Source organism: Peribacillus sp. NPDC097264, from assembly GCF_050277925.1.
Classification (GTDB): domain Bacteria; phylum Bacillota; class Bacilli; order Bacillales; family DSM-1321; genus Peribacillus.
Genome location: NZ_JBNNSR010000006.1, coordinates 172,637 through 198,086, shown reverse-complemented (window position 1 = coordinate 198,086; position 25,450 = coordinate 172,637). Strand labels below are relative to the sequence as shown.

19 protein-coding genes and 1 riboswitch are annotated in these 25,450 nt (G+C 40.8%); of the genes, 15 read left to right on the top strand and 4 right to left on the bottom strand.

The window, feature by feature from the left end:
• Positions 1-55 precede the first annotated feature (55 nt).
• Positions 56-1,348 (top strand): sigma 54-interacting transcriptional regulator, encoded by a 1,293-nt coding sequence (locus ACQKL0_RS11395; RefSeq protein WP_427687681.1) that lies wholly within the window; start codon positions 56-58, stop codon positions 1,346-1,348.
• Between the two features lie 83 nt (positions 1,349-1,431).
• Here the strand turns inward: ACQKL0_RS11395 and ACQKL0_RS11390 are convergent, their stop codons facing one another.
• Positions 1,432-2,424: a proline dehydrogenase family protein gene (locus ACQKL0_RS11390; RefSeq protein WP_427687679.1), complete on the bottom strand. Its 993-nt coding sequence runs from the start codon at positions 2,422-2,424 to the stop codon at positions 1,432-1,434.
• A 237-nt stretch (positions 2,425-2,661) separates the two neighbouring features.
• On the opposite strand from ACQKL0_RS11390, the gene ACQKL0_RS11385 reads away from it, so the two are divergent.
• A complete protein-coding gene (locus tag ACQKL0_RS11385; protein WP_427687678.1) occupies positions 2,662-3,642 on the top strand; it encodes a proline racemase family protein in 981 nt (326 codons plus the stop codon).
• 33 nt (positions 3,643-3,675) lie between these two features.
• A complete protein-coding gene (gene brnQ / locus ACQKL0_RS11380; protein ID WP_427687676.1) occupies positions 3,676-5,034 on the top strand; it encodes a branched-chain amino acid transport system II carrier protein in 1,359 nt (452 codons plus the stop codon).
• Positions 5,035-5,257: 223 nt separating this feature from the next.
• Here brnQ and ACQKL0_RS11375 read toward each other — a convergent pair whose 3' ends face one another.
• Positions 5,258-6,184, bottom strand: coding sequence for a ketopantoate reductase family protein (locus ACQKL0_RS11375; protein ID WP_427687674.1), 927 nt, complete (start codon positions 6,182-6,184; stop codon positions 5,258-5,260).
• A gap of 127 nt (positions 6,185-6,311) precedes the next feature.
• On the opposite strand from ACQKL0_RS11375, the gene ACQKL0_RS11370 reads away from it, so the two are divergent.
• Positions 6,312-6,848: a GNAT family N-acetyltransferase gene (locus tag ACQKL0_RS11370; protein ID WP_427687672.1), complete on the top strand. Its 537-nt coding sequence runs from the start codon at positions 6,312-6,314 to the stop codon at positions 6,846-6,848.
• A 118-nt stretch (positions 6,849-6,966) separates the two neighbouring features.
• Positions 6,967-7,716, top strand: a complete 750-nt coding sequence (locus ACQKL0_RS11365) for a class I SAM-dependent methyltransferase (protein ID WP_427687670.1) — start codon at positions 6,967-6,969, stop codon at positions 7,714-7,716.
• Between the two features lie 331 nt (positions 7,717-8,047).
• Here the strand turns inward: ACQKL0_RS11365 and ACQKL0_RS11360 are convergent, their stop codons facing one another.
• Positions 8,048-8,653 (bottom strand): DUF6518 family protein, encoded by a 606-nt coding sequence (locus ACQKL0_RS11360; RefSeq protein ID WP_427687668.1) that lies wholly within the window; start codon positions 8,651-8,653, stop codon positions 8,048-8,050.
• A gap of 426 nt (positions 8,654-9,079) precedes the next feature.
• Between ACQKL0_RS11360 and ACQKL0_RS11355 the strand changes: the two genes are divergently transcribed.
• The 7 genes from ACQKL0_RS11355 to ACQKL0_RS11325 all read left to right on the top strand — a co-directional run bounded on the left by ACQKL0_RS11355 (position 9,080) and on the right by ACQKL0_RS11325 (position 19,909).
• Entirely contained in the window at positions 9,080-10,453 is a 1,374-nt protein-coding gene (locus ACQKL0_RS11355; protein WP_427687666.1) for a VanZ family protein, read from the top strand.
• Between the two features lie 725 nt (positions 10,454-11,178).
• Positions 11,179-11,286: riboswitch (guanidine-I (ykkC/yxkD leader) on the top strand.
• A 91-nt stretch (positions 11,287-11,377) separates the two neighbouring features.
• Positions 11,378-12,682 carry an APC family permease gene (locus ACQKL0_RS11350; RefSeq protein WP_427687664.1) on the top strand — a complete coding sequence of 435 codons (1,305 nt, stop codon included), beginning with the start codon at positions 11,378-11,380 and terminating at the stop codon, positions 12,680-12,682.
• Between the two features lie 34 nt (positions 12,683-12,716).
• Positions 12,717-13,454 (top strand): urea amidolyase associated protein UAAP1, encoded by a 738-nt coding sequence (locus ACQKL0_RS11345; protein ID WP_427687662.1) that lies wholly within the window; start codon positions 12,717-12,719, stop codon positions 13,452-13,454.
• Positions 13,454-14,110 carry an urea amidolyase associated protein UAAP2 gene (locus ACQKL0_RS11340; RefSeq protein WP_427687660.1) on the top strand — a complete coding sequence of 219 codons (657 nt, stop codon included), beginning with the start codon at positions 13,454-13,456 and terminating at the stop codon, positions 14,108-14,110. Before ACQKL0_RS11345 ends, ACQKL0_RS11340 begins: the two co-directional genes overlap by 1 nt.
• A 5-nt stretch (positions 14,111-14,115) precedes the next feature.
• On the top strand, positions 14,116-17,751 hold the full coding sequence (uca, locus tag ACQKL0_RS11335; RefSeq protein WP_427687658.1) for an urea carboxylase: 3,636 nt from the start codon (positions 14,116-14,118) through the stop codon (positions 17,749-17,751).
• Positions 17,723-19,444 carry an allophanate hydrolase gene (locus tag ACQKL0_RS11330; RefSeq protein WP_427687656.1) on the top strand — a complete coding sequence of 574 codons (1,722 nt, stop codon included), beginning with the start codon at positions 17,723-17,725 and terminating at the stop codon, positions 19,442-19,444. Before uca ends, ACQKL0_RS11330 begins: the two co-directional genes overlap by 29 nt.
• A 150-nt stretch (positions 19,445-19,594) precedes the next feature.
• Positions 19,595-19,909 (top strand): thioredoxin family protein, encoded by a 315-nt coding sequence (locus ACQKL0_RS11325; RefSeq protein ID WP_402874112.1) that lies wholly within the window; start codon positions 19,595-19,597, stop codon positions 19,907-19,909.
• A gap of 175 nt (positions 19,910-20,084) precedes the next feature.
• Here ACQKL0_RS11325 and ACQKL0_RS11320 read toward each other — a convergent pair whose 3' ends face one another.
• On the bottom strand, positions 20,085-20,345 hold the full coding sequence (locus ACQKL0_RS11320; RefSeq protein WP_427687654.1) for a membrane lipoprotein lipid attachment site-containing protein: 261 nt from the start codon (positions 20,343-20,345) through the stop codon (positions 20,085-20,087).
• 316 nt (positions 20,346-20,661) lie between these two features.
• On the opposite strand from ACQKL0_RS11320, the gene ACQKL0_RS11315 reads away from it, so the two are divergent.
• The 3 genes from ACQKL0_RS11315 to ACQKL0_RS11305 all read left to right on the top strand — a co-directional run bounded on the left by ACQKL0_RS11315 (position 20,662) and on the right by ACQKL0_RS11305 (position 25,167).
• The gene (locus tag ACQKL0_RS11315) at positions 20,662-23,544 is read left to right on the top strand and encodes an SH3 domain-containing protein (protein WP_427687652.1); all 2,883 of its coding nucleotides are present in this window, start codon (positions 20,662-20,664) and stop codon (positions 23,542-23,544) included.
• A 713-nt stretch (positions 23,545-24,257) separates the two neighbouring features.
• Positions 24,258-24,767 carry a hypothetical protein gene (locus ACQKL0_RS11310; protein WP_427687650.1) on the top strand — a complete coding sequence of 170 codons (510 nt, stop codon included), beginning with the start codon at positions 24,258-24,260 and terminating at the stop codon, positions 24,765-24,767.
• Positions 24,768-24,774: 7 nt separating this feature from the next.
• The gene (locus tag ACQKL0_RS11305; protein WP_427687648.1) at positions 24,775-25,167 is read left to right on the top strand and encodes a DUF1648 domain-containing protein; all 393 of its coding nucleotides are present in this window, start codon (positions 24,775-24,777) and stop codon (positions 25,165-25,167) included.
• Positions 25,168-25,450 lie beyond the last annotated feature (283 nt).

Below are 25,450 nucleotides of genomic sequence, written 5' to 3'. Positions count from 1 at the left end.
GGCATATTACAATAACTTTTCCGAAAATTTACAAAAATTCAAAAGGGGTGTTCCAATGAAACAGCAAAATTTACACGAGATTTATAAATATATCACGGACAATATTTCAGCAGGGATACACGCCGTGGATGCTCAGGGGAAAACCGTGATCTATAATGCGAAAATGCGGGAACTAAAAGGGATTCATTCGCTTGAGGAAGATCAATTCGAGCAAGAAATGATCGCTAAAATTAATGACAGCCATCTCTATCGGGTCCTGAAAACATGTGAGCCAATCAAAAACTACAAAATGAATTTCTGGAATCGTGTCGGTCAGGAAATTGTGACGATTTCCGATATCCTGCCGATTAAGAAAGACGGTGAATTGATTGGGGCAGTCGAGATATCGAAGGATATTACCGAGAGGGAATTGATGGCCTATCAACCATTGCGGCGGTATGGTCAACCCCTTACATTCGATATCATTACAGCTGTTTCTCCACTTATGGCAGGGGTGATCGAACGGGCCAAGATGGCTGCCAAAACGAGGATGCCTGTTTTGCTTTATGGGGAGTCCGGGACGGGAAAGGACATGATTGCAGAAGGGATCCATCATGATTTGAACCCTGAAAATGATCATTTCATTACACTGATTTGCCGGAATGATGAACAAGCGTTGATCGACCAGCTGAAGCAGCAAATCGATAAAAATGAACAGGTCACGATTTTTTGTGAGCGTGTGGAATACCTTTCCCTTGAAGGCCAGGAAAGAATCCTGAATCTGTTCAAGGAACATCTGGAGAGTCACGTTTTTATAGCAAGCGTGGGAAAAGACCCGATTGATTTGATCGAGAAAGGGCAGCTTTCTAAGGATTTATATTACTTCTTTGCATCGGTTTGTATAAATGTCCCCGCATTAAGTGATCGAAAAGAAGATATTAAGCCATTTATATCGGACTATTTCAACCGCTATCGCAACAATACCGGAAGCCGGATCCAAGGGCTTTCAGCTAAAGTGGAACAAATCTTTCTTGATTATGATTGGCCAGGAAATTTAAAAGAGCTAGAAGTATTGCTGGATGATATTACAAGCACGATGACGAATGAAACGCTCATTGATTTTGATATGCTGCCGATTTATTTCAGATGGAAAGTCCAAAGCGAGGAGCTTTCCGATACGACGGGGAGCATGTTTGTAGCGGAAAATGAAAAAGATATTCGTCCGTTAAACGTATTCATGAACGAAGTCGAAGAGTACTATATTCAAAATGCCTTGAAGATGTTCGATGGCAACGTCTCGCAAACGGCAAAAGCACTGGGCCTGCGGAGGCAAAGCCTGCAATACCGCCTCAAAAAATTCAATGAGTAACAGGAAAACCCGAATGATGTTCATTCGGGTTTTCCTGTATAAAAAAATGACTCCCGAAAACGACGGGAATCATCCAGTTTGCCTTATCGTGTTTTTTGCTTAACCGCACGTCTTTTCGATAGTCGGCCGAGTATAAATGCCCCGGTCGCTACGCTGATTCCGATATTTGTTTTCTTGTTGAAGACTTGCTTTGTGACCAATGTCAGGTTTTGAGGTCTTTCTGCCAAGCGTCTCATGAAGTATCCATACCAATCGGCGCCAAATGGAACATATGTACAGAAATTATATCCTTCTTTTGCAAGCTCCAGTTGTAATTCTTTACGGAACCCATAAAGCATTTGGAATTCGAATTTCTCTTTAGGGATATTATTTTGGATGACGAACTTCTTAACATGGTTGATGACACGATGGTCGTGTGTCGCAATCGATGTGAATTTTCCATGTAGTAAGTGGTATTCAATCAGTTCGATATAGTGCTTATCGATGTCCTCTTTCCTTTGGTACGCAATCGTTTCAGGTTCTTTGTAGGCGCCTTTTACAATGCGTAACCGGTAATCCTTGAATCGCTCGATATTTTCCATTGATTCGTGGAAATAAGCCTGAATGACGGTCCCCACGTTACCAAAGTGTTCTTGGACCGTTTCCATCAAGTCGAATGAGGGATGTAAGCGTTCATAATTTTCCATATCGAAATTGATGAAAATATTATATTCTTTCGCTTTTTCAGCGATTTCCAGTAAGTTCTGAAGACAAAAATCATAATCAATATCTAAACCAAGCTGGGATGGTTTGAGGGATATATGTGCATCTGCCTGGTTTTCATGAATGGCTTCGATCACCTTGATGATTTGTTCTTTTGCTGCCGTCGCTTCGCTTTTTTCGAATACAAATTCACCAAGGTTATCTACTGTACAGGAAATACCTTGTTGATTTAGATGTTTGATGGTATGGATCGTTTCTTCAATGTTCGTCCCTGCGACCACACTTTGTGCCCCAAGCTTTAACCCATACCGTTGTGCAGCGCTGTTCAAGGTTTTATTTTCCGACAGATGAATAAAAAAATCACGTAAACTCATGTGATTGCCCCCTAAATTATGAAATTATTTGAAGATTATAATATATTTTCAAGAAAATCAAATCGTTTTATTTTCTTTTTCTTTGAATCTTTGAAAATAAGCTTTGGTATTAAAGGGTTTTCAAGAATAAATAAATATTTTCCAAGATAAACATTCGTATTTTCCTGCTTTTCAAAAAAGAAATTATGCATTATGATGTGAATTACTTTTAAATTTGTAAAAAAATAGGGGGTAGCGATGGAGAATTATAACGTACAAATTCAAACAATCGACACGCATACGATGGGGGAAGCTACACGAATTGTCATCGATGGATTCCCTGAAATCATGGGGGAAACCATGATGGATAAAAAGAATTATGTGCGAGATCATTTTGATGATTTCCGCAAGTTGCTGATGAATGAGCCGCGTGGACACAAAGATATGTTCGGAGCCATTCTAACAAAACCGACACATCCCAAGGCGGATATAGGCGTCATCTTCATGGACAGCGGATCTTACTTGAACATGTGTGGCCACGGAACGATAGGGACTGTAACCATGTGTCTAACGAAAGCGCTCATACCTAAAAAAGATAGAGTGTTCATTGATACGCCTGCAGGTTTGATAGAGTGCTTGATTACGTATAAAGATAACGTTGTCGAAAGCGTGTCATTCCAAAACGTTTCGTCATTCGTTCTCTACAAGGAAACCCCTGTTCACCTGTCAGATGATCGACACGTAAACGTGGATGTGGCATTTGGGGGAAGTTTTTTTGGAATAGTGAATGCTCATGATTTAGGAATAGAGATCTCACTGGAAAATAAAAACGAAATGATACATAAGGCTTTGGAAATCCGCGATAAATTGAACAGTCAGTTATCCATCGAACATCCGTTGAAACCGGAAATCAATACGGTTGATTTAATTGAAATCAGCGAAAAGGTAGGGCCTAACCATTATCGGAATGTTGTCATATTCGGTGATGGGCAAATAGACCGTTCGCCTTGTGGGACAGGAACTTGTGCGAAAATGGCAACCTTGGACCTGGAAGCGGGTGAATCAATCATTCAGGAAAGCATTATCGGATCGAAGTTCAAAGGGACGGTAGTGGAGCATACAGAAGTAGCAGGAATCGAAGCCGTAATTCCGGAGATTACAGGCTCAGCATGGATTACTGGGGAACACCTTTTTGTATTACAGAACCATGATGTGTATGAAACAGGGTTCTCTATTTAATTTTATTACAATAACATAATTGGAGGCGCTTCCATGAAATCGGTATCAAACTATCAGATTATTATCATTGGGTTCATGCTTTTCGCTATGTTTTTAGGTGCTGGGAATGTTATCTTCGCCCCGGTTCTTGGTCAAGAAGCCGGTACGAATACCGTCATTGCGATGGGTGGCTTTCTCATCACGGGTGTTGGTTTGGTCATTCTCGCAATCATTGCTTTAACGAAAGGGGGAGGGACCGTCGAAAAATTGGCGAGCCGGGTTCATCCCAAGTTCGCTATAGTATTTAGCGTCCTCCTGTTTCTAGCGTTAGGGCCCTTATATGTCATTCCCCGGACAACGAGTGTCGTGTATGAAATCGGCATTCGCCAGTTGATTCCTCAATCTACTATGCACGTATTTTTCTTACTAGGTTTCTCTATTATCTTCATTGGACTTACCATCTATTTATCCTGGGAAACTTCCAAATTCGTGGATCGACTCGGTAAAATGATTACACCCGTCTTTGGGGTACTGCTTGTGATTTTGGTTGGTAAATCCATCTTCACTCCAATGGGTTCTATTCATGGCCCTGTAACAGGTGCTGGGTATGAAACGTCAACCGCTGCCTTTTTAAAAGGCTTTACGCAAGGGTATTTCACAATGGACGTTTTAGCGGCATTTGTATTTGGCGGCATTTTCATCAAATCAGTCGATGCTTTAGGCGTGAAATCAGCTAAGGAAGTTTCCTCGGTCTTCATTAAAGCGGGAATCGTCACGCTTATAGGCTTGATATTATTGCAGGTTTCCATGGCTTGGATCGGTGCGTCCAGTGTCGATGCCATCGGGTATAAACAAAATGGCGGTGAACTGATTGCATTGGCGTCTAAGTCTTTGTTTGGACAAGTGGGCCTATACTTAATCGGCGTGGTCATTTTCCTGACAGGCATTACGACCAATGTTGCTTGTCTTGCGGCCGTGGCGGAGTATTTTGAACGGATCGTTCCATCGATTTCCTACAAAAAATGGTTGATTCTGATTTCTGCCGTGAGCTTGGTCATCACGAACTTTGGCTTGTATACGATTCTTAACATGGCATCCCCAGTCTTAATGTTGTTATATCCGATTGCTATCGCATTAATTGCTTTAGTTTTCTTAGACAAACTGTTTGGTGGAGCTCAATCGGTTTATATCGGAACCATCGTGGGCGTAACACTTGTCGCCATTTTGGATGCACTAAAGGATGCGAATCTAGCTACCTCAACCATTAACGACATCTTCTCATTCATTCCATTCTTCACGAACGGCGCAGGCTGGATCATTACCGGCATCATCGGCTTTATCGTGGGTATGCTCTTTAAAAATAAGTCACAAAAGAATAGTGACGTAGAGATGGAATTCAACTCGACACTATGAAAGTGAGCCTTGTGAAATGAGACCGAAACCTCTACTCTTGCCAATCGATTGGTGGCCAGGGTAGAGGTTTTCCAATTCTTTGAGTTGTTAAGCTTATGGAATATCATAAAAAAATATAATGTACTTAAGAACGGCTATTGAAAAGGCTTAGCCAGCAAAGCTGTTTCGTTCATCCTTTTTTCTAAAACTAAAAAAATCAGACGACTTCCGTCGGAGTCCACCATCACTGAATGGAATAGTGCCTTTCCATCTTTTTGATCTTGTCATATAGTTCTTGATTGATAGGGGTTGGGATTTGATATTTTTCCCCCAGTTCAATTACTGTTCCTGCAAATAATTCGACTTCACTGATTCGTTGCGCCTCTACATCTTGAGCCATGGAAGGTTTGCCATTTGGACTTAGTGTCCCTAATACTTTCAGCCAATACTCCAGATCTTTTTCGGTTAAAGGCACTCCTTCTTTTTCCGATAAAGCAAGGACCTCTCTCATGGCGGCAATCATCATGTCCCTCGCTTTCCCTTCTCGTTGAATTTCGCCGTAATTGCTTGTATGGATAGCAACCGTTTGGTTGACCCCTACATTCAGCATGAATTTTCCCCATTGTCTTCTATACATATCGGTATCCAACTCAAAAGGCACATCCATCTCTTGGAAGAATTCTGCCACCTTTTTTGCTTGTGGTGAAATGACACCAGGCTCCCTTGAACCAAAGCAGAGCATGCCCATATGTTCGTAGGTTAGTTCATTGCCGACCTTTACTGCATCCATGCCTTGTGCCACACAATACAATACTTTATCCATTCCGTACGTTTCACCAATAATGGTTTCGCTTGTAATGCCATTCAGTAGGGAAAGAATGATGGTATTTTCCCCGACATGGTTCTTTACCGATTCGATGGCATTTTCCAACCCATTATATTTAACGGAGATGATCAACAAATCGGCCGGACCGCAGTCTTCTTCAGGCGTAACATAGTGAAAATTGCACGGTTCTCCATTGCTATAAAGCTTATCGTTTTCATATCGCATCATGCGATCGGAATCCGCTATGATCCGTAAATCCTCTGGTTTCATCTTCTTGGATAAATGATGTCCAAACAAAACGCCTAATGCGCCCAGTCCAATAATCGAAACTTTTTTAATCGTCATTTTTCCTCTACCTCCTGTACATGTCCCATTAGCATTCTAACATAATTTATTGAATTTTCTAATAGTTTTACTTACGATAACAGTAGCCTATCGAAGGCAAAGAGAAAGAGAAGAAGGGGATGGAATAATGAGCAAAATTAACATGATCAAATTTGAGAATGAGTACCATGATTTAATTTCCCTACTGACAAATAATACGTGGCCCTATCACCCAGACCCACACCCTTCTGGCGAACCAATTGTCGAAGCGTACCAGAAGGGGTGGTATCAAAAGGATAAGGAAACGATTTGGATAGAAAAAGACAATGAAAAAATCGGATTGATTATGCTGCATGATATACACGACACCATCCCATCCTTCGACATTCGTTTAGACAAAAGTGTTAGAGGAAAAGGGATTGGAACGCTAGCTGTTCATTGGTTAGTAGACTATCTTTTTGGTTTGCCAGATCGGAAGATTAGGATAGAAGCCTATACACGTAGTGACAACCTAGCTATGAGAAAAACATGTAACAAATGCGGATTTGTTAAAGAAGGATATCTACGGGATGCTTGGGAGAATAACGATGGGAGTATTTCAGACTCGGTTTGCTATGCAATCATTAGAAGGGATTGGGAAAATAAAGAAGTAACGCCGATAAAACTAAATGAATGGCCTTTTTGAATGTACGAGGCTTACACAAATCAGTCATTCAAACCTCAAAAATACGCTTTTTAAGATTTTGCAATAGTGTTACAATGAGTATTCTGAAAAATCATAAAATAGCAGGAGGTCAAACTCTATGTCTAACAATGAATTTAGCGATAATTTATCCAAATATGCAAATCCAAGAGAATACGACGAAACCTATAAGAGTTATGCAGCAGATTTAGAATTCATCAAAGCTCATTTAGTAGAAAGTCATCAAACAATTATTGAACTTGCTTGTGGAACAGGTCGCTTAGCAATACCTTTAGCAAAACAAGGACACTTAGTATATGGTGTTGATATTGATGCAGGAATGTTGGAATATGCACAAAAAAAAGCTGATGCTGAAGGTCATAACATTCATTTAAGTGTTCAAGATTGTACACAATTAAACTTACCTATCAAATCAAACTTTATATATATGACAGGTAACTCTTTCCAACATTTTTTAACAAATGAGAGTCAAGATGCCCTTTTTATCTCAGTGAAAAAGCATTTAAACTTAAATGGCGAATTTATTTTTGATACAAGAAATCCGATTTTACAAGAACTTTTAAACGTTGATATTTCTGAAGAATCGATTGAATTAAAGGGAGAAATAACAAAAGTAATCAGTCAGGAAAAATATAATCCTTTAACTCAAATTTCAGCGTGTACTTCAACATATATATCTTCAAAAAAGGAATATAAAGATGGTATTAAACTACGATATACATATCCATTAGAGTTGAAACGTCTTTTGGAACAACATGGGTTTGAGCTAATTCATATATATGGCTCATGGAAAAAAGCAATATTTGATGCAAATAGTATTTCTATGGTTGTTCATGCGCGATTAAAGTAACCTTCATGCATATTTAAATTATCAAAACGTTCCTAAATAAATATTTAGGCAATACACAAAAAGCTGGCACAAGGCCAGCTTCCTAGATCAGGGGTTATGATAACTTACAGAAACAATAAGGGCTGCCAATTGGCAGCTTTTTTGAATGTACGAGGCTTACACAAATCATACATTTAAATTCAAATGAAAATTTCACTTTGGGAGTTATTTTGCACCTATTTTAAGCATTATTTTGCACTATACGCAAATATAAAAAGCCCAATTTCTCAGCATTAAAATTGAGAAATTGAACTTTTTTCGTTACTCCGGAAAAGCGCCCTTTTGCGGAAGTTCAAAAAGCAAATGGACTTATTTGTTTAGTAATAAACGCTACCACCATTGAAAAAACAACTATTATTGCAATTTGCTTTGGTTCCTTGTAAAAGACTACACATAAAACAACATACATAATCAATTCTTCAACATGAATCAAATACATATAAAATAAACCTATTCCCACAGAGAGACTTAACATTAATCCCATAGGCAATGCCGGTAGGATAAGGGATAAACGTACGCTATTTCTAGCCCACCATACAATGGCCGCCAAAAAAGGAGAAACTAATGCTATACAGCCCCAAAGTATAAAATATCTAGTTGGAAAAAAACCAAATAAGTATGCCGAATATATATAATAACTTACTAGCATCCCTGCAAAGAATAAGAACGTATTAACCGCAGCTCTAATTAATATTTTACTATATGCAGCTATCAATGTTGCGACTAATACCCAGATACCTAACCTTGTAAACAGATCTCCCAAATAACTCAGAAAATCCATCCACAAATTCCCATCAGTAACCGAGATGTTATCTAAATATTTGGACGCCATACCAAGTATTATACCCAAGAACAGACAGGCAACAAAGTCTGGTATTTTGGTTTTCAAATTAGCCATTGCAACACCCCTAATACTGTTTTCTAATACTTTTTAAAAGCTAATATACATTGTGCTAAACTTCCACTATTTACAACAATATGGATCAATTGCTTAAATAAGAAAAAAATAACCATTTTCTATCTTTTATTATAGCTTATAAATAAGGTTCTATTTTTAACGTAATTTAATTGAGGAACGTTCGGGTGCTTTTATGAAGGTAGCTGGGTTTTAAAGTTGCATGTGCAAAATAGCGCTTAAAATAAATGCAAATTATCTCCTAAAGTGACAAATGAAAAAATATCCTTGTTCAACAATCGGGCCATATTGTTGAGTAACATTCTTTTAAGAAAAGTTTCCAAACAACGCTTTGGGTGTGCTTTTTATTGTATAATTCTGTTAAATAAAATTATAAGTGATTTTTTAAATCGGAATAGGGGAGCAGATTTGAGATTAGAAGAAATTATTCTTATGTTACAACGCAATTTAATGTTTGCACTAAGTGCGACAATTATTATTTGTTTAGTTTTTTTTATAGTGTATCGATTTGTTTATTTAAAAAAGTTTGCTGGCGATAAGCGACTGAAAGGTAAACAAATAGTTGTTTCTTTGCTGTTTATTTTATATATCGTATCAGTATGTGCGCTAACGCTAATGAATCGTGGAGCAAATTATGAAGGGAGTGTCAATTTAGCACTTTTTAGCTCGTATCGGGAAGCTTGGTATGATTTTAGTGTACGTGATTGGCAATATATTTATTTTAATATTGCGATGTTTGTGCCACTTGGATTTTGCCTGCCACTATTATCTAAACGCTTTTTTGCAATAGGTTGGACGTTACTTGCTGCGGTGTTGTTTACTGGATTTATTGAAGCCGCACAATACATAACAGGTGTTGGCATTTTTGAATTAGATGATTTATTTAATAATATATTAGGTGCATTGATTGGCTTTGGTTTAGTGAAGGCTTTCATAGTGAAACGATGGGCATTACGTGTGTTATCATTAATGCCATTGCTACTTGTCATTGTATTATCACTAGTAATGTTTACATATTATGAGCAAAAAGAGTTTGGAAATTTAGCCATCGTCCCTGCTGTTAAGGTGAATATGGAAGATGCGAGGATATCAACGACGCTAACATTCAATGACGAACACCCTGTAGCAACTGTTTACAAGGCACCAAGTTTAACGAAGGACGAAGCGCAGCAAAATGCATATGAAATATTTAGGAATCTAAAGGTTGATACATCTTCAATAGAAATTATTGATTATCAAAATGAAGCGAATTATCGCTATCACGGGGAACCAGCGTATTTTATATGGCTTCACTTTTTAGATGGATCGTATGAATTGACTGATTTTTCGATGTTTGATGTTGAAATTGCAGATACAGATGAACAAACATTATCATTATCACTTCAAAAAATGGGAATTACCATTCCTGCAACGGCACAATTTGAAAGAATGGATGTAGGGCAGTATGAATGGAGGGTCAATCAATTCGAAACAGGCGGCCAGTTAATTGATGGGATACTGAAATTGACTTATTATCAAGATAAAACGATAAAAAGTGTTGTAAATAACATAATCACGTATGAAAAGGTAAGAGAAATTAAGTTAAAAAGTGAACAACAAGCCTATAACGAATTATTAGATGGGAAGTTTAAGACGTATGATAAAAATATTAAGGAAATGCAAATTCAACAAGTAAAGCAAGCGTATGAACTGGATTCTAAAGGATTTTATCAACCTATTTATGTATTTAGTGGCACAATTAATGGGGAAGAAGCTACTATTTCTATACCTGGTATTGAATAAAATAAAAAGTGAAAATTAAAATTTTTATTTAGCTCTAATCATAAAGAAACCGGGATACGGATTAAATTAAGCTATACAATCCCATACAAAATAATAAATGCTACGATAGCATTTTTCAAGATTATGCAGAGTGTGTTATCTGTATAAAAACCTGTATTTTTTTGTTTCTATACTTCAGTTACAGTAGCTTTAGTTGAAAAAACAATCTTCCACAATCGGATGCGATTGTGGAAGAAAAAAGAGGAGCTTTTTTACTATCGGGGCAGCATTCCTGTACTAAATGTATACAAGATCAATTCTGTCAACCATTATCACATTTGGTGGCATTGCAATCTATTTATATATTAATCATAGAATGATCAACGAACAAACTAACTAGAAAAATCGGATCATGTATTAAACATATTTCAACTCTTAATTTGTTATTAACCCAACAGGTGAGTCAGTTGAATAAGGAAACATCTTAAAGGACCAAATGGGGTCCTTTTCTTTTTGGAAAGGATTAAAAGAATGGGAGTCTTCCTAAAAGAAATGAAATGGGACCACCCCCATATTCACGAGAGAAACGATTTCTTTGGTTCATCTTGGCTGGATTCGGTTTTTCTCTTGATAATCCACTCCAGATATAGAAAAATTCAATTGATGTTAGAAAATGTAACATCACGTGTTGACTTTTCATAACATTCTGACTATAATTGGGTTATTATAACAGAGCAAAACATCATAAAATATCTTTCTAGGGTTCCGTTCAATCTATATTGAAGTCTGGACCGAGAGAAAGAGTATAGCAAATCATACTGCTATATACACGGAGGGATAAAAGCCCGGGAGAACTTAGTATAGTTCACCCGGGCTTTTATCTTTTTTTATAGCCATTGATGAAAGGGGTAGATGCTTATCAGCAACGTACAATTCAAGAGGAGTTTGAAGACATCACAAATTGTTGTTATGGGGTTAGCATGGATGACACCGATGATTTATTTTACGGTATATGGTGTGGTATTCGAAACAGCCGATGGTTTAATGACCCCCGCTTATATCGTCGCATTTCTTGCTATTGTGTTTACTGCTTATAGTTACAGTCGAATGGTTAAAGTGTACCCGACCGGAGGTTCTGCGTACACCTATACCAGTAAAGCAATTCACCCAAAGGCTGGTTTTTTGGTAGGGTGGGCGTTATTGATCGATTACCTATTTTCTCCGATTATCGCCATTTTAACATTTGGGATTTTTATGCACGCTGAGTTTCCAAGCATTCCAATATTCGTTTGGATTATCTTGATGAACATTGTGCTGGCGGTTGTGAATATTATCGGAATTGGATCAGCGGCACGCATTAGTGGCTTTTCCGTGTTGGTCCAGATCGGGTTTATCCTCATCTTCTGTTTATTGACAGCTAAAGACATTGTCCTTAATCAAGGTGCCAGTGCTTTATTCACCTTAGATCCATTGCTGGTTGGTGAGGGTTCAGTTGTATCAGTTTTTTCCGGTGCGTCACTGATTTGTTTCTGCTTCCTAGGTTTTGATGCAGTTACAACAATGGCAGAAGAAACAATTGATTCGAAAAAGACGATTCCACGAGCCATCTTTTATATTATTTTCATCGCAATCACTTTGTACGCGATGATCTCGTTTTTAACAGCTATTGCATTCCCGGCATTCAGCTTTGCAGATCCAGACAATGCGGCGTATAGCTTGATTCAAATGGTCGGCGGCAATTTGTTTAGTACCCTCTTCATCATGGTGCTGATTATTGCGACATTCACACAAGGCCTGTCTTCCATGACGAGTGTGACACGTTTTCTCTATGCATTAGGGGAGGCATCCATTTTACCGAAAAAGGTCTTTACTTCCCTACATCCAAAACTACGTACACCCATTCTAAATATCTTGTTTGTATCGACAATCTCCCTATCAGCCATTTTCATCAACCTTGATACGGCAGTATTGTTCGTCAGCTTTGGCGCTTTGACCGGTTTTATCTTTGTCAATTTAAGCGTTATTTCCCACTACTATATCAAGGAGCAGAATCGAGGGGTCAAAGCCACCTTCTTCTATCTGGTTTTCCCAAGTGTTGGGGTGTTGTTCATCGGATGGTTATGGACGCTACTCGATCCTCATACTTTATGGATTGGGGGAGCATGGGTTGCCTTTGGATTTGTCTACTTATTTTTGAAAAATAGAATCACGACACCGAGTTTAAGGAACTTAGATAAAAAGTTGGTTTAAAAATCAGAATATTCAATCTATAGGAGGCGATTATATGCAACAGACAAGTGTGATCGTATCAAAAATCATTCCAGCAGGGGGCAAATGGTCTGCATTCATCAAACGTGGCAAAGAAATCACCTTTACCGTGTCAGCGGAACAAGCGAATGTATCATTGCTGCTTTTTAACGCACATGATTTGGCAGAACGCTACAATATGCCGGATTCACTAAAGGCTCAATATACTGCCTATTTTACGAAGCATAATGTATTGATGAGTGACCAAGGCCGTGTTCTAGCGAGCATTACCGAAGATTCTGTCGGCTGGCATGACACCATCGGCGGTTATTCGACAAAAGCGCAAATTGACGCACAATTCGGCGAAACGACGTATCAAGAATCACGCAATGAACGCTATCGTAATGGAGAAGATAACTTGCTTATCGAATTGTTCCGTAATGGCTTAAGCCGCCAAGATTTAGGACCTGTTGTCAACTTATTTTCAAAAGTATCCTGTGATGATGCAGGCTATATGCATCTAGCACCCGATCATGTAAAAGCTGGAGATACAGTGACATTACGGACGGAGATGGATGTTTTCATGGCTCTGTCGAATACGCCCCATCCATTATCGGAAGCGACCACTTATCCACAAGCGGAAGTAACCGTGGAAGTAAAGGATACGATGCCGGCAACCGGAGATGATCCATGCGTCCTTCACCGCGATGAAAATAAGCGCGCATATGAGAATACGTGGGAATATGTACAACTTACACAAGGAGGCGTTCTCTAATGGCTGTATTTAATAATGTTGAAAGTGAACGACAAGAGGCGAAGGCCATTTATTCGAAAAGGTTGTTAGCGGGCGATGGCTGGTTACATACATTAGAACCGGGCCAAGTATTACGCATCGTGGACCTAGAAGGCAATCAAGCAGCAGATACATTATTTTTCAATGCAGAGGTACCGACAGATCACTATAGCGCGGTTAAAACGATTCAGAAACAAAAAAATATCTATCTATCAACAGGCTCCGTTTTACTGTCCGAGATGGGTACAGAACTAGTTGAAATTGTCGCCGATACGTGTGGGCGTCACGATACACTAGGCGGCTCATGTTCAGCCCAAAGCAATACAGTACGTTATGCCCACGAAACGTTACCCATGCACAATTGCCGTGACACATATATGTTGCAGTTAGCGAAAAGCGATCAATATCAACACATGCAAAAACGTGATTTATCCCCTAATGTAAACTTCTTCATGAATGTGCCTGTCACACTTGAGGGCGGCCTGAAATTTGATGATGGAGTTTCCGCTCCAGGTAAATATGTGGAGATGCGTGCCATCACACGTACAGTGGTGCTCATTAGCAACTGTCCACAGCTCAACAATCCATGTAATGCGTATAATCCAACACCAATTCAACTACTAATTTGGGAAGGGTGAATAAGATGTTCAAAAAAGTATTGATTGCTAACCGAGGTGCAATTGCTGCACGAATCGTTAGAACATTAAAGAAAATGAATGTACAATCTGTCGTCGTTTATACAACGGCCGATCAGGACAATACGTATGTAGCTGAGGCAGACGAAGCCATTTTCATCGGCGATGGGCCTGCAAAAGAAAGCTATTTAAATGCGGATTTAATTTTAGAAAAGGCACGTGCCGTTGGTGCTGAAGCGATTCATCCAGGCTATGGCTTTTTAAGTGAAAATGCCGCATTTGCACGTGATTGTATGGCAAGTGGCATTGCTTTTGTAGGACCTAAACCTGAACAAATCGAACAATTTGGCTTAAAGCACTCAGCACGTCAACTTGCAAAAGAAGCGCAAGTACCGTTACTGCCCGGTACCCATTTGATTGAGGATTTAGAAGAAGCACTAGCATCCTCTACAAGGATTGGCTATCCAGTGATCTTAAAAAGTACGGCTGGTGGCGGTGGCATTGGCATGAAAGTGTGTGAGGATGAGCAAGCATTGCGTGAGGCGTTTGAAGCAGTGACGCATTTAGCCGAGAAGAACTTCAATAATGGTGGTGTATTTGTTGAAAAGTATATTGCAAGTGCACGCCATGTGGAAGTCCAAGTCTTTGGTACAGAGACGGAAATTGTGGCATTGGGAGAACGGGATTGCTCATTGCAGCGCCGCAACCAAAAAGTGGTGGAGGAGACACCCGCACCTCTATTGAATGAAGAAGTGCGTGAAAAGATGCTGGAAGCCTCCACACGTTTAGCGAAACTAGTAGGCTATCGTAGTGCTGGTACGGTGGAATATTTATACGATCCTGCGAGTGATCAGTTTTATTTCTTGGAAGTGAACACGCGTTTGCAAGTTGAACATGGTGTCACGGAAGAAGTCACAGGTGTAGATTTAGTGGAATGGATGATTAAAGAGGCAGCCGGGGAGTTGGCGAATCTTTCCACACTCGTATCATCGCCACAAGGTCATAGCATGCAAGTTCGCATTTATGCGGAAGATTGTTTCAACCAGTTTCAGCCAAGTGTCGGGACGATAGATGATATCGTATGGCCAGCGGGTGTCCGCATCGAAACTGGCATCCAAAAAGGCGGTTCCATCTCAACGTATTATGATCCAATGGTTGCCAAAGTGATTGTCCATGCCGATACGCGTAAGGATGCCATTACAAAGTTACAGCAAGCATTATCTGAAATGCGTGTATATGGTGTGACGACAAACCTGCAATATTTAGAGCAAGTATTAATGGAAGAATCGGTGCGGTCAGGGGCCGTTTATACGAAGCTATTGGAATCTTTTTTACCAGAGGAAGCAAGTATTGAAGTGTTAGATGGTGGCATTCAAACGACGGTACAAGATTTTCCGGGGCGAACAGGACATTGGAACGTCGGAGTGCCGCCATGTGGTCCGATGGATAGCTATGCATTCCGCATCGGCAATCAGTTACTTGGCAATGCCTTCGACGCACCAGGCTTAGAGTTGACACTGCGTGGCGGTAGTTATCGCTTCCGTGCACCGATGACTATTTGTTTAACAGGGGCCGATATGCAAGCGACGCTCGATGGGGTGCCAGTTGCACGTTACGAAACGATTCAAGTAGCTGCGCAACAAGTACTGTCACTAAAAGAGGCAGAAGAAGGTATGCGCAGTTACTTGCTCGTGGCAGGGGGGCTTGATATGCCGAAGTATCTAGGCAGTGCCTCGACGTTTACGCTTGGTGGCTTTGGAGGACACAATGGCCGACCACTACATACAGGCGATGTGTTACGCGTCAATGCGGCAGAATTCGTGGTACCGCGCGCCTTACCAGCCGAAGCTCAACAACACTATACACATGAGTGGGAAATTGGCGTTATTGCTGGTCCTCATTGCACGAAGGAATATTTAGAAGCGGCCTACTTAGAAGAGCTGGTGGCAACCAACTTTGAAGTGCATTTTAATAGCTCCAGGACAGGGGTGCGGCTCATTGGCCCCACACCAAAGTGGACACGTAAAGATGGAGGTGAGGCAGGCTTGCATCCATCGAACATTCACGACAATGCCTATGCGATTGGTACCCTGGATTTAACGGGTGATATGCCGATCTTACTAGGGCCGGATGGACCGAGCCTCGGCGGTTTTGTTTGTCCAGTGACCACGGCTTCTGCAGAGTTTTGGAAGATCGGTCAGTTGCACGCCGGTGATACGGTGCGCTTTAAATTATTATCAGTAGACGAAGCCAATGCTCTACGTAAAAATCAAGAGCAATTTTTAGAGGAATTAACGGTCACCTCGTTTGAAGAGATGAACGATGTAACGTATATGGAACAAGCTGATCCAGAAACGGCGATTTTATTTAAAAGCGAGAAAGGCCGCTTCCCGATGGTTATCCGTGCAGATGGGGATGAAAATTTGCTTGTTGAATATGGCGATATGGTTCTGGATTTGCTATTGCGTTTCCAAGCACATCTGTTAATGGAGGCGATTAAGGAGCGCAGCGATATTCCGGTGATTGACCTCACACCAGGTATCCGCTCCCTGCAAGTGCATATTGATTCAACGAAAATGACGCTAATGGAAGTATGCCGTATTATAGACGAGCTAAATCAAGCATTGCCTGTATTGGAAGAGGTGGAGGTACCTTCGCGAATCGTCCATTTACCATTGTCATGGGACGATCCTTCGACACAATTAGCCATCGAACGTTACCAAAAAAATGTCCGCCCCGATGCACCTTGGTGTCCGAGTAATATTGAATTCATCCGCCGTATGAACGGTCTTGGAGCGATGGAAGATGTTCGTCGTATCGTGTTTGATGCCAATTATTTAGTGATGGGGCTTGGCGATGTATATCTTGGGGCACCCGTTGCCACACCACTCGATCCGCGGCACCGTCTCGTAACGACAAAGTACAATCCTGCGAGGACGTGGACGCCTGAAAATGCGGTTGGGATCGGAGGCGCATATATGTGCGTATATGGCATGGAGGGACCTGGGGGCTATCAATTCGTTGGCCGTACGGTCCAGATGTGGAATCGCCTTAGAGCAACAAAAAGTTTTGCAGAAGGAAAACCATGGTTATTACGCTTCTTCGATCAAATTCGCTTCTATCCAGTAGCAGAAGAAGAATTAGGAATAAAACGCCAACAATTTTTACGTGGTCAATTTGAGGTCAAGATTGAAGAGACAACATTCAAACTCCGTGACTATATCAGATTTTTGGAAGAGGTTAAAGTCGAAACGCAAAGCTTTAAACAAACGCAACAGCAAGCGTTTGATACAGAGCGTGAGCGTTGGCGCGACCTTGGATTAGACGAATATGTAGCAGAGCATCATGAAGCGGTGAATGTCGATAGCGATGTGCCCGAAAATAGCGAGGCCATCCGCTGTACATTACCGGGGAGCATATGGAAAGTACTTGTTGAAGCAGGCATGTATGTAAGAAAAGGGGATGTATTGCTAGTTGAAGAAAGTATGAAAATGGAGTTTCCGCAGGTTGCCCCATTTGATGGCATAGTGAAACAAATTTATGTTTCTCCGGGAGACGAAGTACAAGCCAATCAATTAATGGTAGCCCTAGAACCCATAGAAGTGGAGGTAAAAGATGATGAATCCATTATTATCTATCAATAATTTACAACAAGCTTATGCAGATGGTAGCTTGACGCCACGGCAAGTAGTCACCGATATTTTACAGCGTGTGGAAGACTATACGGCGAGTACGGTATTTATTGTTCCCCCGACGTGGGAACGACTGACGCCTTATGTTGAAAAATTGGAACGAGTCAACATGCAGGACTTTCCGTTATATGGAATTCCGTTTGTCATTAAGGATAATATCGATTGGGTTGATGCCGACACGACAGCGGCTTGCCCAACCTATGCCTATACACCTACTGAAAGTGCGACTGTTGTCCAACGCTTGATTGATGCTGGTGCAATTCCAATTGGCAAAACCAATTTAGACCAGTTTGCAACGGGGCTGATCGGCACGCGTAGTCCATACGGTGTCGTGAAAAATGCCTTGAATGAAGAATTGATCAGCGGGGGCTCCAGCTCGGGATCGGCCGTCGCGGTGGCACTAGGATTTGCAAGCTTTGGTCTTGGTACGGATACCGCGGGGTCGGGTCGCGTACCAGCCGCATTAAATGAGTTGTATGGGTTGAAACCAAGTCTAGGCTCTTGGCCCGTGAAAGGTGTTGTACCGGCATGCGAAAGTTTGGATTGTGTGACGGTGTTTGCGACTGAACTGCAAGATGTCTATTCGGTGGATGCCGTTGTACGCGGGGAGGATGCGGCTGATATCTGGAGCCGTGCCGTACCATTGGCCCCCGCTGCAAATCCAGCTGTAGTGTGTTTGCCGAAAAATGATTTAACGTTTTTTGGCCCATATGCGCGGGAATATGAAGCGGCCTGGAATCGCACGGTGCAACGTCTGGAAAATGGGAACGTGCCGATCCGTTATATAGATGTGACGTACTTACAAGAAGCGGCAGCCATTTTATACGACGGTCCATGGATTGCGGAGCGCTGGTCTGCGATTGGGGATTTTGTAGAGGACCATCCTGATGAAATCTTCGATGTTACGCGCCAATTACTACGTGAAAGCGAAAATCAAACGTATCGTGCCACCGAGCTATTTCAGGCAATGCATCGTCTACAAGCATTAAAGAAACGTGCGATGTTAGATTTAGAGAACGCGGTGCTTGTTTTGCCAACAACAGGTGGTACGTGGACGATTCAACAGGCAAAAGAAGACCCGATTTCAACAAATCAACAATTGGGCTTGTATACGAATCATTGTAATTTGCTTGATTTGGCAGCGATTGCTGTTCCGGCAGATCATGCAACCACAAACGTTCCTTTTGGCATTACACTTTTTAGCCGCTTCGATGAAGAGCATTTATTAAAAGGACTGGCCACTACTATTGAGCGTGGCAACACAATTCCCGTTGCCGTATGCGGACTTCATATGCGTGGCTTTGCATTAGAGCACCAAATGCTAGAATGCCAAGCTACCTTTGCCTATCAAACAACAACAGCCTCTACCTATCGATTATATCAACTAGCTACACAGCCAGCTAAACCTGGGTTAGTTCGGAGTGCAGATGGTGTCGCCATAGAAGTCGAGGTATGGGATATGCCAATTGCACAGCTCGGTGCCTTTATGCAACGGATTCCTGCACCGCTTGGAATGGGAAAAGTCCAGCTAGCAAACGGTCTTGAAGTTCTTGGTTTTATTTGTGAGCCAGATGCAATCGAGCAAGCATTGGATATTTCTTATACCGGTGGGTGGCGTTATTTAGAAACGACATCGATTGAATAAGTAGTGGAATTCTGTAATGTTGGGAACAATAACGAATCTGACTGGTGAGTTGTAGTTAGAATTTGAATAATGAAGGAAATACCTATATATTTATCACTGAGTCACATATGCGACATAGGCTATTTTTAGAAAAGCTCGGAGGAGAATATTATGAAAACGATTAGTACAGAACAAGAATATCGTGAACAAATCAAACAAGATGAATTAACGGTCGGGATTTTCACGACAACATGGTGCCCGGACTGCAAACGTCTGGATATGTTCATCGGTGACATCACAGCAGAACATCAAGACAAGAATTGGTTCACCATCGATAAAGACGAATTCCCGGAAATCGCGGAAGAACAGACTGTAATGGGAATCCCTTCATTATTGGTATTCAAGAATGGTGAAAAAATCGCCCACCTGCACAGTGCGAACGCTAAAACTCCTGATCAAGTGAATGAGTTTTTAAATAACCTATAATAATAAGCACGGAACCTACCCTCGCATGTATCGTCATGTGGGGGTTGTTTTTCGTTTCATGGTATGTGAATAGGAATAAATTGTTACGCAGTATACAAAATTTCAGACATTCAACAAGATATAGTCGATGTAACGAATTAAAATGTTCCCCACTAAAGTGGCATTTTTCTTTTGTTTATACCTCCTCGATTTTTTTGAAGAGATCGGTATAAAGTTGGTCAATGTTCTTTTTATCGTCTACATAAAAATACCAAGCATCCTCTTTATTTGCATGATCATCATGTAAATAAATGGTCGTATGAGAATTATTATTTTTAAATTCAGGTGTTTCGCCAATTACTGCAATATTCAAAGGTGCTCCACCATATTTCGCATCACTATTCGAACAAGCAGCCAATACGGCAACCACGCCTAAAAAATGGAAGATCTTTTTCATATGCAACCTCCTTATTAATGGAAATACTTTTTTCTTTCCTCAACTTATTATTCTACAAATATTTTCAAGAACCTTGCTTACATGACATTCCTTTTTGATGGATGAACCATATACCTTAAAATACTATCGTTTCAATTATGTTACATAAATATTAATTATTTTACTATTAGATTAAAAGAACTTAACAATAGTCATAATCTTAGATAAATACACAATTATGTCATAAAAATAGTTTAAAATACCTATATCAGAATACTAATTCTAACCGATATTTAAAATAATGTAACAAAAATAATACTTTAGTAGGGAGAATGATATGAAAAAGTTACTTATACCGACTTTCTGTTTCGCAGTATTGAGTACTGTTGCTTTTGAAGAACATATATCTGCAGCTCCACTATCAGCCGAACAAAAAACGATAGAAACGACAAAATATGTGAATGTGAACTCAGGATCACTGAATATGCGAAAAAGCGGTAAGGAAAGCGCAGCCGTAGTGGCGAAGCTAAGTAAAGGCACGAAGGTAGCCGTCTATTCGGAATCCAAAGGTTGGGCTAAAGTTAAAGCGAATGGAAAAGAAGGGTATGTAAGTACGGCCTACCTTTCCACGAAAAAGCCAGGAGCGGTCAAGCAAGCAGTAACTGCAACCGTCAAAACGACGACAAAATACGTGAATGTGAGTTCAGGTACGCTGAATATGAGGAAAAGTGGTTCCGCGAGTGCGAAAATTGTCACGACGCTAAGCAAGGGTACCAAGGTAACGGTGTATTCGGAGTCAAAAGGCTGGGCGAAGATCAAAGCGAACAATAAGGAAGGCTATGTGAATACAGCCTACCTTTCCACAAAAAAGCCAGGAGCGGTTAAGCAAGCAGTTACTGCGACCGTCAAAACGACGACAAAATACGTGAATGTGAGTTCAGGTACGCTGAATATGAGGAAAAGTGGTTCCGCGAGTGCGAAAATAGTCACGACGCTAAGCAAGGGCACGAAGGTAACGGTGTATTCGGAGTCAAAAGGCTGGGCGAAGATCAAAGCGAACAATAAGGAAGGCTATGTGAATACAGCCTATCTTTCCACAAAGAAGCCAGCAACGGCAACTAAGGCTTCCACCACCGTCAAGACGACGACAAAATACGTGAATGTGAGTTCAGGTACGCTGAATATGCGGAAAAGTGGTTCGGCGAGCGCGAAAATAGTCACTGAATTAACCAAAGGCACTAAAGTCACGGTGTATTCAGAGTCAAAAGGCTGGGCGAAGATCAAAGCGAATAATAAGGAAGGCTATGTGAATACAGCCTTCCTTTCCACAACGAAACCAGTCACGGCCAAACCAGCGTCCACTCCGGTTAAGACGATGACAAAATACGTGAATGTGAGCTCAGGTACGCTGAATATGCGGAAAAGTGGATCCGCGAGCGCGAAAATTGTCACGGAATTAACCAAAGGCACCAAAGTAACGGTGTATTCAGAGTCAAAAGGCTGGGCGAAGATTAAAGCGAACAATAAGGAAGGCTATGTGAATACAGCCTACCTTTCCACAACGAAACCAGTCACGGCCAAACCAGCGTCCACTCCGGTTAAGACGACGACAAAATACGTGAATGTAAGTTCAGGTACGCTGAATATGCGGAAAAGTGGTTCCGCAAGCGCGGCCATCGTCACCGAGCTAACGAAAGGGACAAAGGTAACAGTGTATTCGGAGTCCAACGGTTGGGCAAAAATCAAAGCGAACAATAAGGAAGGCTATGTGAATACAACCTACCTTTCCACAACAAAGCCAAGCTCAACACCTGTAGTGGAACCAACTGTCAAAGAGATAAAATATGTAAATGTAAGCTCAGGTACACTCAATGTACGGAATAAACCGACAGAAACCGCCTCCATCATTGTGAAATTGGCGAAGGGTGTAGAGGTTACCGTTCTTTCTGAATCGAATGGCTGGTCAAATATTGAAGTATATGGTGGAGAAGGCTATGTTAGCTCGCAATATCTTTCAACGACCAAGCCAAATTCGAAAGATGAAAAGCCTGAACCTACCCCTCCTATTGAAGAAAACACGCTCATTAAATTCGTGAAGGTGAACGATGGATCTAATTTGAACATGCGATCCGCAGCCTCAACGTCTGCCTCTATCGTGGCAATGCTTGCCAATAATACGGCGGTAACGGTGTATTCTGAATCTGATGGTTGGGCAAAGGTTTCAGCCAATGGGAAAACGGGATATGTGAGCTCACAGTATTTAGTTAACACAGCTGCAGAAACTCCAGGCAATGCTCCTGGAACGGTCATTAAGAATTATACAGAATATGGCCTGACGATCGACAAGATGGTAGATTTGCAGATGGCCGTCAATGCCCAAACGGATAAAAGCTACCAAACCTACATACGTGAAGACGGTATTATTTTGACCTCTTCCACGAAAGGTACGGTCAATGGATCGGGCTGGCGAGTACGGGGAGGAGCCGGTCCGGATAACTGGGTAGTCGGTTCCGTTAGCAATAATCAGTCCCTTACAATCAAATCGAAGGTGAAAGGCTCTGACGGTTATTACTGGTATGAAGTCGATATCAATAAAACCTGGGTCAATGCGAGTCCAGAAGATGTGAAATATCATCTGAATCCAGATAATTTCGTGGATGATCCAGTTAACTCGTTTCAATTTGTTAAACTCTCTCAAAGTGCGAACCTGAACGCTGCCGAAGTGAATAGTAGAATCCTATCCGGCAAAGGGATTTTAGAAGGACAAGCAGCCACCTTCATGACGGCAGGGGATAAATATGGAGTCAATGATATTTATCTTATTTCACACGCATTATTGGAAACGGGCAAAGGGACTTCACCATTAGCAACAGGCGTTATGGTGAATGGAAAGACGGTCTATAATATGTATGGAATAGGCGCGTATGATGGAACGGCAGTAAGCAGTGGCGCGCAGTATGCCTATAATGCAGGCTGGTTCACTCCTGAAGCTGCCATCATAGGTGGTGCAGAATTCATCGCCAAAGGGTATATCTCCACAGGTCAGGACACCTTATATAAAATGAGATGGAATCCTGCTGGGGCTAGCAGTTATGGATATGCCACACACCAATATGCAACAGATATCGGCTGGGCCGTGAAGCAAGTAAAACAGATTTATAATCTATATAGTTTATTAGATTCCTATAATCTAAACATTGAAATTCCAAAATATAAATAATATCGTAAAAACCACATGATTAGGTTCATGTGGTTTTTACGATATATAGCTTATTTCAACATTTATCTACGAAAAGGCAATTTTATCTTCGTAATCGTCTCATATATCTTCGGATTTTGCCATTATATCGATTTTTCGACAAAATTCTTCAGTAATATAAGTAGGAAAAGGTTCAGGTTATCACGCTTGGCCTGAACCTTTTACCTATCCACTTCAGTCCAATATCGTCTCTCTTATATAAAATATACTAGAATTTTCGGACGTAGACGGAAACCCCGAAAACTCCCAAACAGGTATTCGAAACCCTTACAAAATCATTTGATAGTAGACAATTTACAGCTTTCCGGTAGGACTTACCTGTTGATAGCTTGCAGGAATCAGCGTTTCCAATGACTGTAGCTTCTACAATTGTACGAGAAGAGTGAGGCCTTAAAGGATTTCTTTCCCATAGTATCGTCACTACATCAGGAGGTCTAGGAATGGACACAGAATCAGACATGTAATTCACCTCTTTTCTACTGGTTTATATAGTTAATGCGACTTCGGACAAGTTAGCTTATCGATTTGTCATGGTTTTTTAATAAAAGGCTCAAGGATACCCATATGAAATTGGTAGTCATGAGGGATGCCTGGAAGGATTATTTTGTTTTTTAGAGAAGTATGAAGAGAGAATTGATAGAAAAAAATATTCGAATGTATACAGGGGGAATTAGATGCAAAAAAAAGCGAACCGGAAATTATACAGTTTATGGACGGGGGAGTTGACGGCAACGGTCCTTTTTGCCGCTTTGTGGTTGTTATTCATTCAGCAACAGAAATGGGCGGATCCTTACTTGATTTCATTTCCCCCTATCTATGCCTTTGTTGTGCTGGAGTTCATCCTGCTTCAAGGGAGCCTCTATTGGTTTCTGAAATGGAAACAAGCGAAGCAAAAGAAGTTCGTCGGGCTGCCTTCTGCTCAACTACGTATTTTCCGTGCGTTTAAAAAGATTAACATTGTTCTGATCTTGATAGGATTACTCGTAGCCGTTTATCAATTCATCTTTTTTTCGGTCGGTCATTATTGGTTCATCTTTCTTTATGCATTCGCCATCATTGAACATATCAATTACTACCATATCAGGCTTTCCTATCAGACTCCGGAAGAGTTAAGGGAGTTCTTTCATCAAAAGAAATTCCGTCCTTCCATCCTGGCAAAGGAATTGGCTATGTTAAGAAGGTGAGGAGAACATGGTAAAGCAACAAGTAACAACTAAAAAAACATTCGTTGAGAGTTTATTAGATAGTGTTTCGATGATTCTACTTATCATGATGTTTGTATACATATTTTTAAAGTGGCCGGTTCTACCGAATAGCATCCCTATGAGTTTTGATCCATCGGGTGCCGTATCCCAATGGGGAGATAAGAAAAGCATTTTAGGTCTGCCATTAATCGGGCTATTGGCTTTTGGTGTGTTTAGCCTTGTTGAAAGGTATCCTGATTCCATCAACTTACGAATCTATAAAAGTGAAGATAAAGACAAGGAGGTAACGTACAATAGGCTGATGGTGAATATCATCAAAACGGGCATCGTCATTTGTCTGCTTCTTGCTAACTGGAGGATCATGGAAGCGGTTCTATAATAGGTACAGATTTAACGGGCGATTCTTCATATAGAGGAATCGCTTTTTTACTATAGAAATTGTTGTGGCGGTGGGAGCTGAATTTTGTAAAGGGATGTGGAAAGGTGCCGGAAGCAATATTCTTCAAGTTATAAAAAATGTAAATATTGTATAAAAAATAATAGATTTTATGTAATTTTGGAATATTCTGTTGTATTATAGGTTGTACACATATCTAGAAAAACGGATTTGTGATTAAGGTATATGCTGGATAACTTCTGTTTTTTTAAAAGCATGTTTTGCC

Excerpts from the sequence above, each read along its gene's own strand:
- ACQKL0_RS11315 (WP_427687652.1), top strand. The coding sequence starts at position 20,662 with ATGAAAAAGTTACTTATACCGACTTTCTGTTTCGCAGTATTGAGTACT.
- brnQ (WP_427687676.1), top strand. The coding sequence starts at position 3,676 with ATGAAATCGGTATCAAACTATCAGATTATTATCATTGGGTTCATGCTT.
- uca (WP_427687658.1), top strand. The coding sequence starts at position 14,116 with ATGTTCAAAAAAGTATTGATTGCTAACCGAGGTGCAATTGCTGCACGA.
- ACQKL0_RS11370 (WP_427687672.1), top strand. The coding sequence starts at position 6,312 with ATGAGCAAAATTAACATGATCAAATTTGAGAATGAGTACCATGATTTA.
- ACQKL0_RS11305 (WP_427687648.1), top strand. The coding sequence starts at position 24,775 with ATGGTAAAGCAACAAGTAACAACTAAAAAAACATTCGTTGAGAGTTTA.
- ACQKL0_RS11325 (WP_402874112.1), top strand. The coding sequence starts at position 19,595 with ATGAAAACGATTAGTACAGAACAAGAATATCGTGAACAAATCAAACAA.
- ACQKL0_RS11360 (WP_427687668.1), bottom strand. The coding sequence starts at position 8,653 with ATGGCTAATTTGAAAACCAAAATACCAGACTTTGTTGCCTGTCTGTTC.
- ACQKL0_RS11340 (WP_427687660.1), top strand. The coding sequence starts at position 13,454 with ATGGCTGTATTTAATAATGTTGAAAGTGAACGACAAGAGGCGAAGGCC.
- ACQKL0_RS11330 (WP_427687656.1), top strand. The coding sequence starts at position 17,723 with ATGATGAATCCATTATTATCTATCAATAATTTACAACAAGCTTATGCA.
- ACQKL0_RS11320 (WP_427687654.1), bottom strand. The coding sequence starts at position 20,345 with ATGAAAAAGATCTTCCATTTTTTAGGCGTGGTTGCCGTATTGGCTGCT.
- ACQKL0_RS11390 (WP_427687679.1), bottom strand. The coding sequence starts at position 2,424 with ATGAGTTTACGTGATTTTTTTATTCATCTGTCGGAAAATAAAACCTTG.
- ACQKL0_RS11385 (WP_427687678.1), top strand. The coding sequence starts at position 2,662 with ATGGAGAATTATAACGTACAAATTCAAACAATCGACACGCATACGATG.
- ACQKL0_RS11365 (WP_427687670.1), top strand. The coding sequence starts at position 6,967 with ATGTCTAACAATGAATTTAGCGATAATTTATCCAAATATGCAAATCCA.
- ACQKL0_RS11395 (WP_427687681.1), top strand. The coding sequence starts at position 56 with ATGAAACAGCAAAATTTACACGAGATTTATAAATATATCACGGACAAT.
- ACQKL0_RS11345 (WP_427687662.1), top strand. The coding sequence starts at position 12,717 with ATGCAACAGACAAGTGTGATCGTATCAAAAATCATTCCAGCAGGGGGC.
- ACQKL0_RS11375 (WP_427687674.1), bottom strand. The coding sequence starts at position 6,184 with ATGACGATTAAAAAAGTTTCGATTATTGGACTGGGCGCATTAGGCGTT.
- ACQKL0_RS11310 (WP_427687650.1), top strand. The coding sequence starts at position 24,258 with ATGCAAAAAAAAGCGAACCGGAAATTATACAGTTTATGGACGGGGGAG.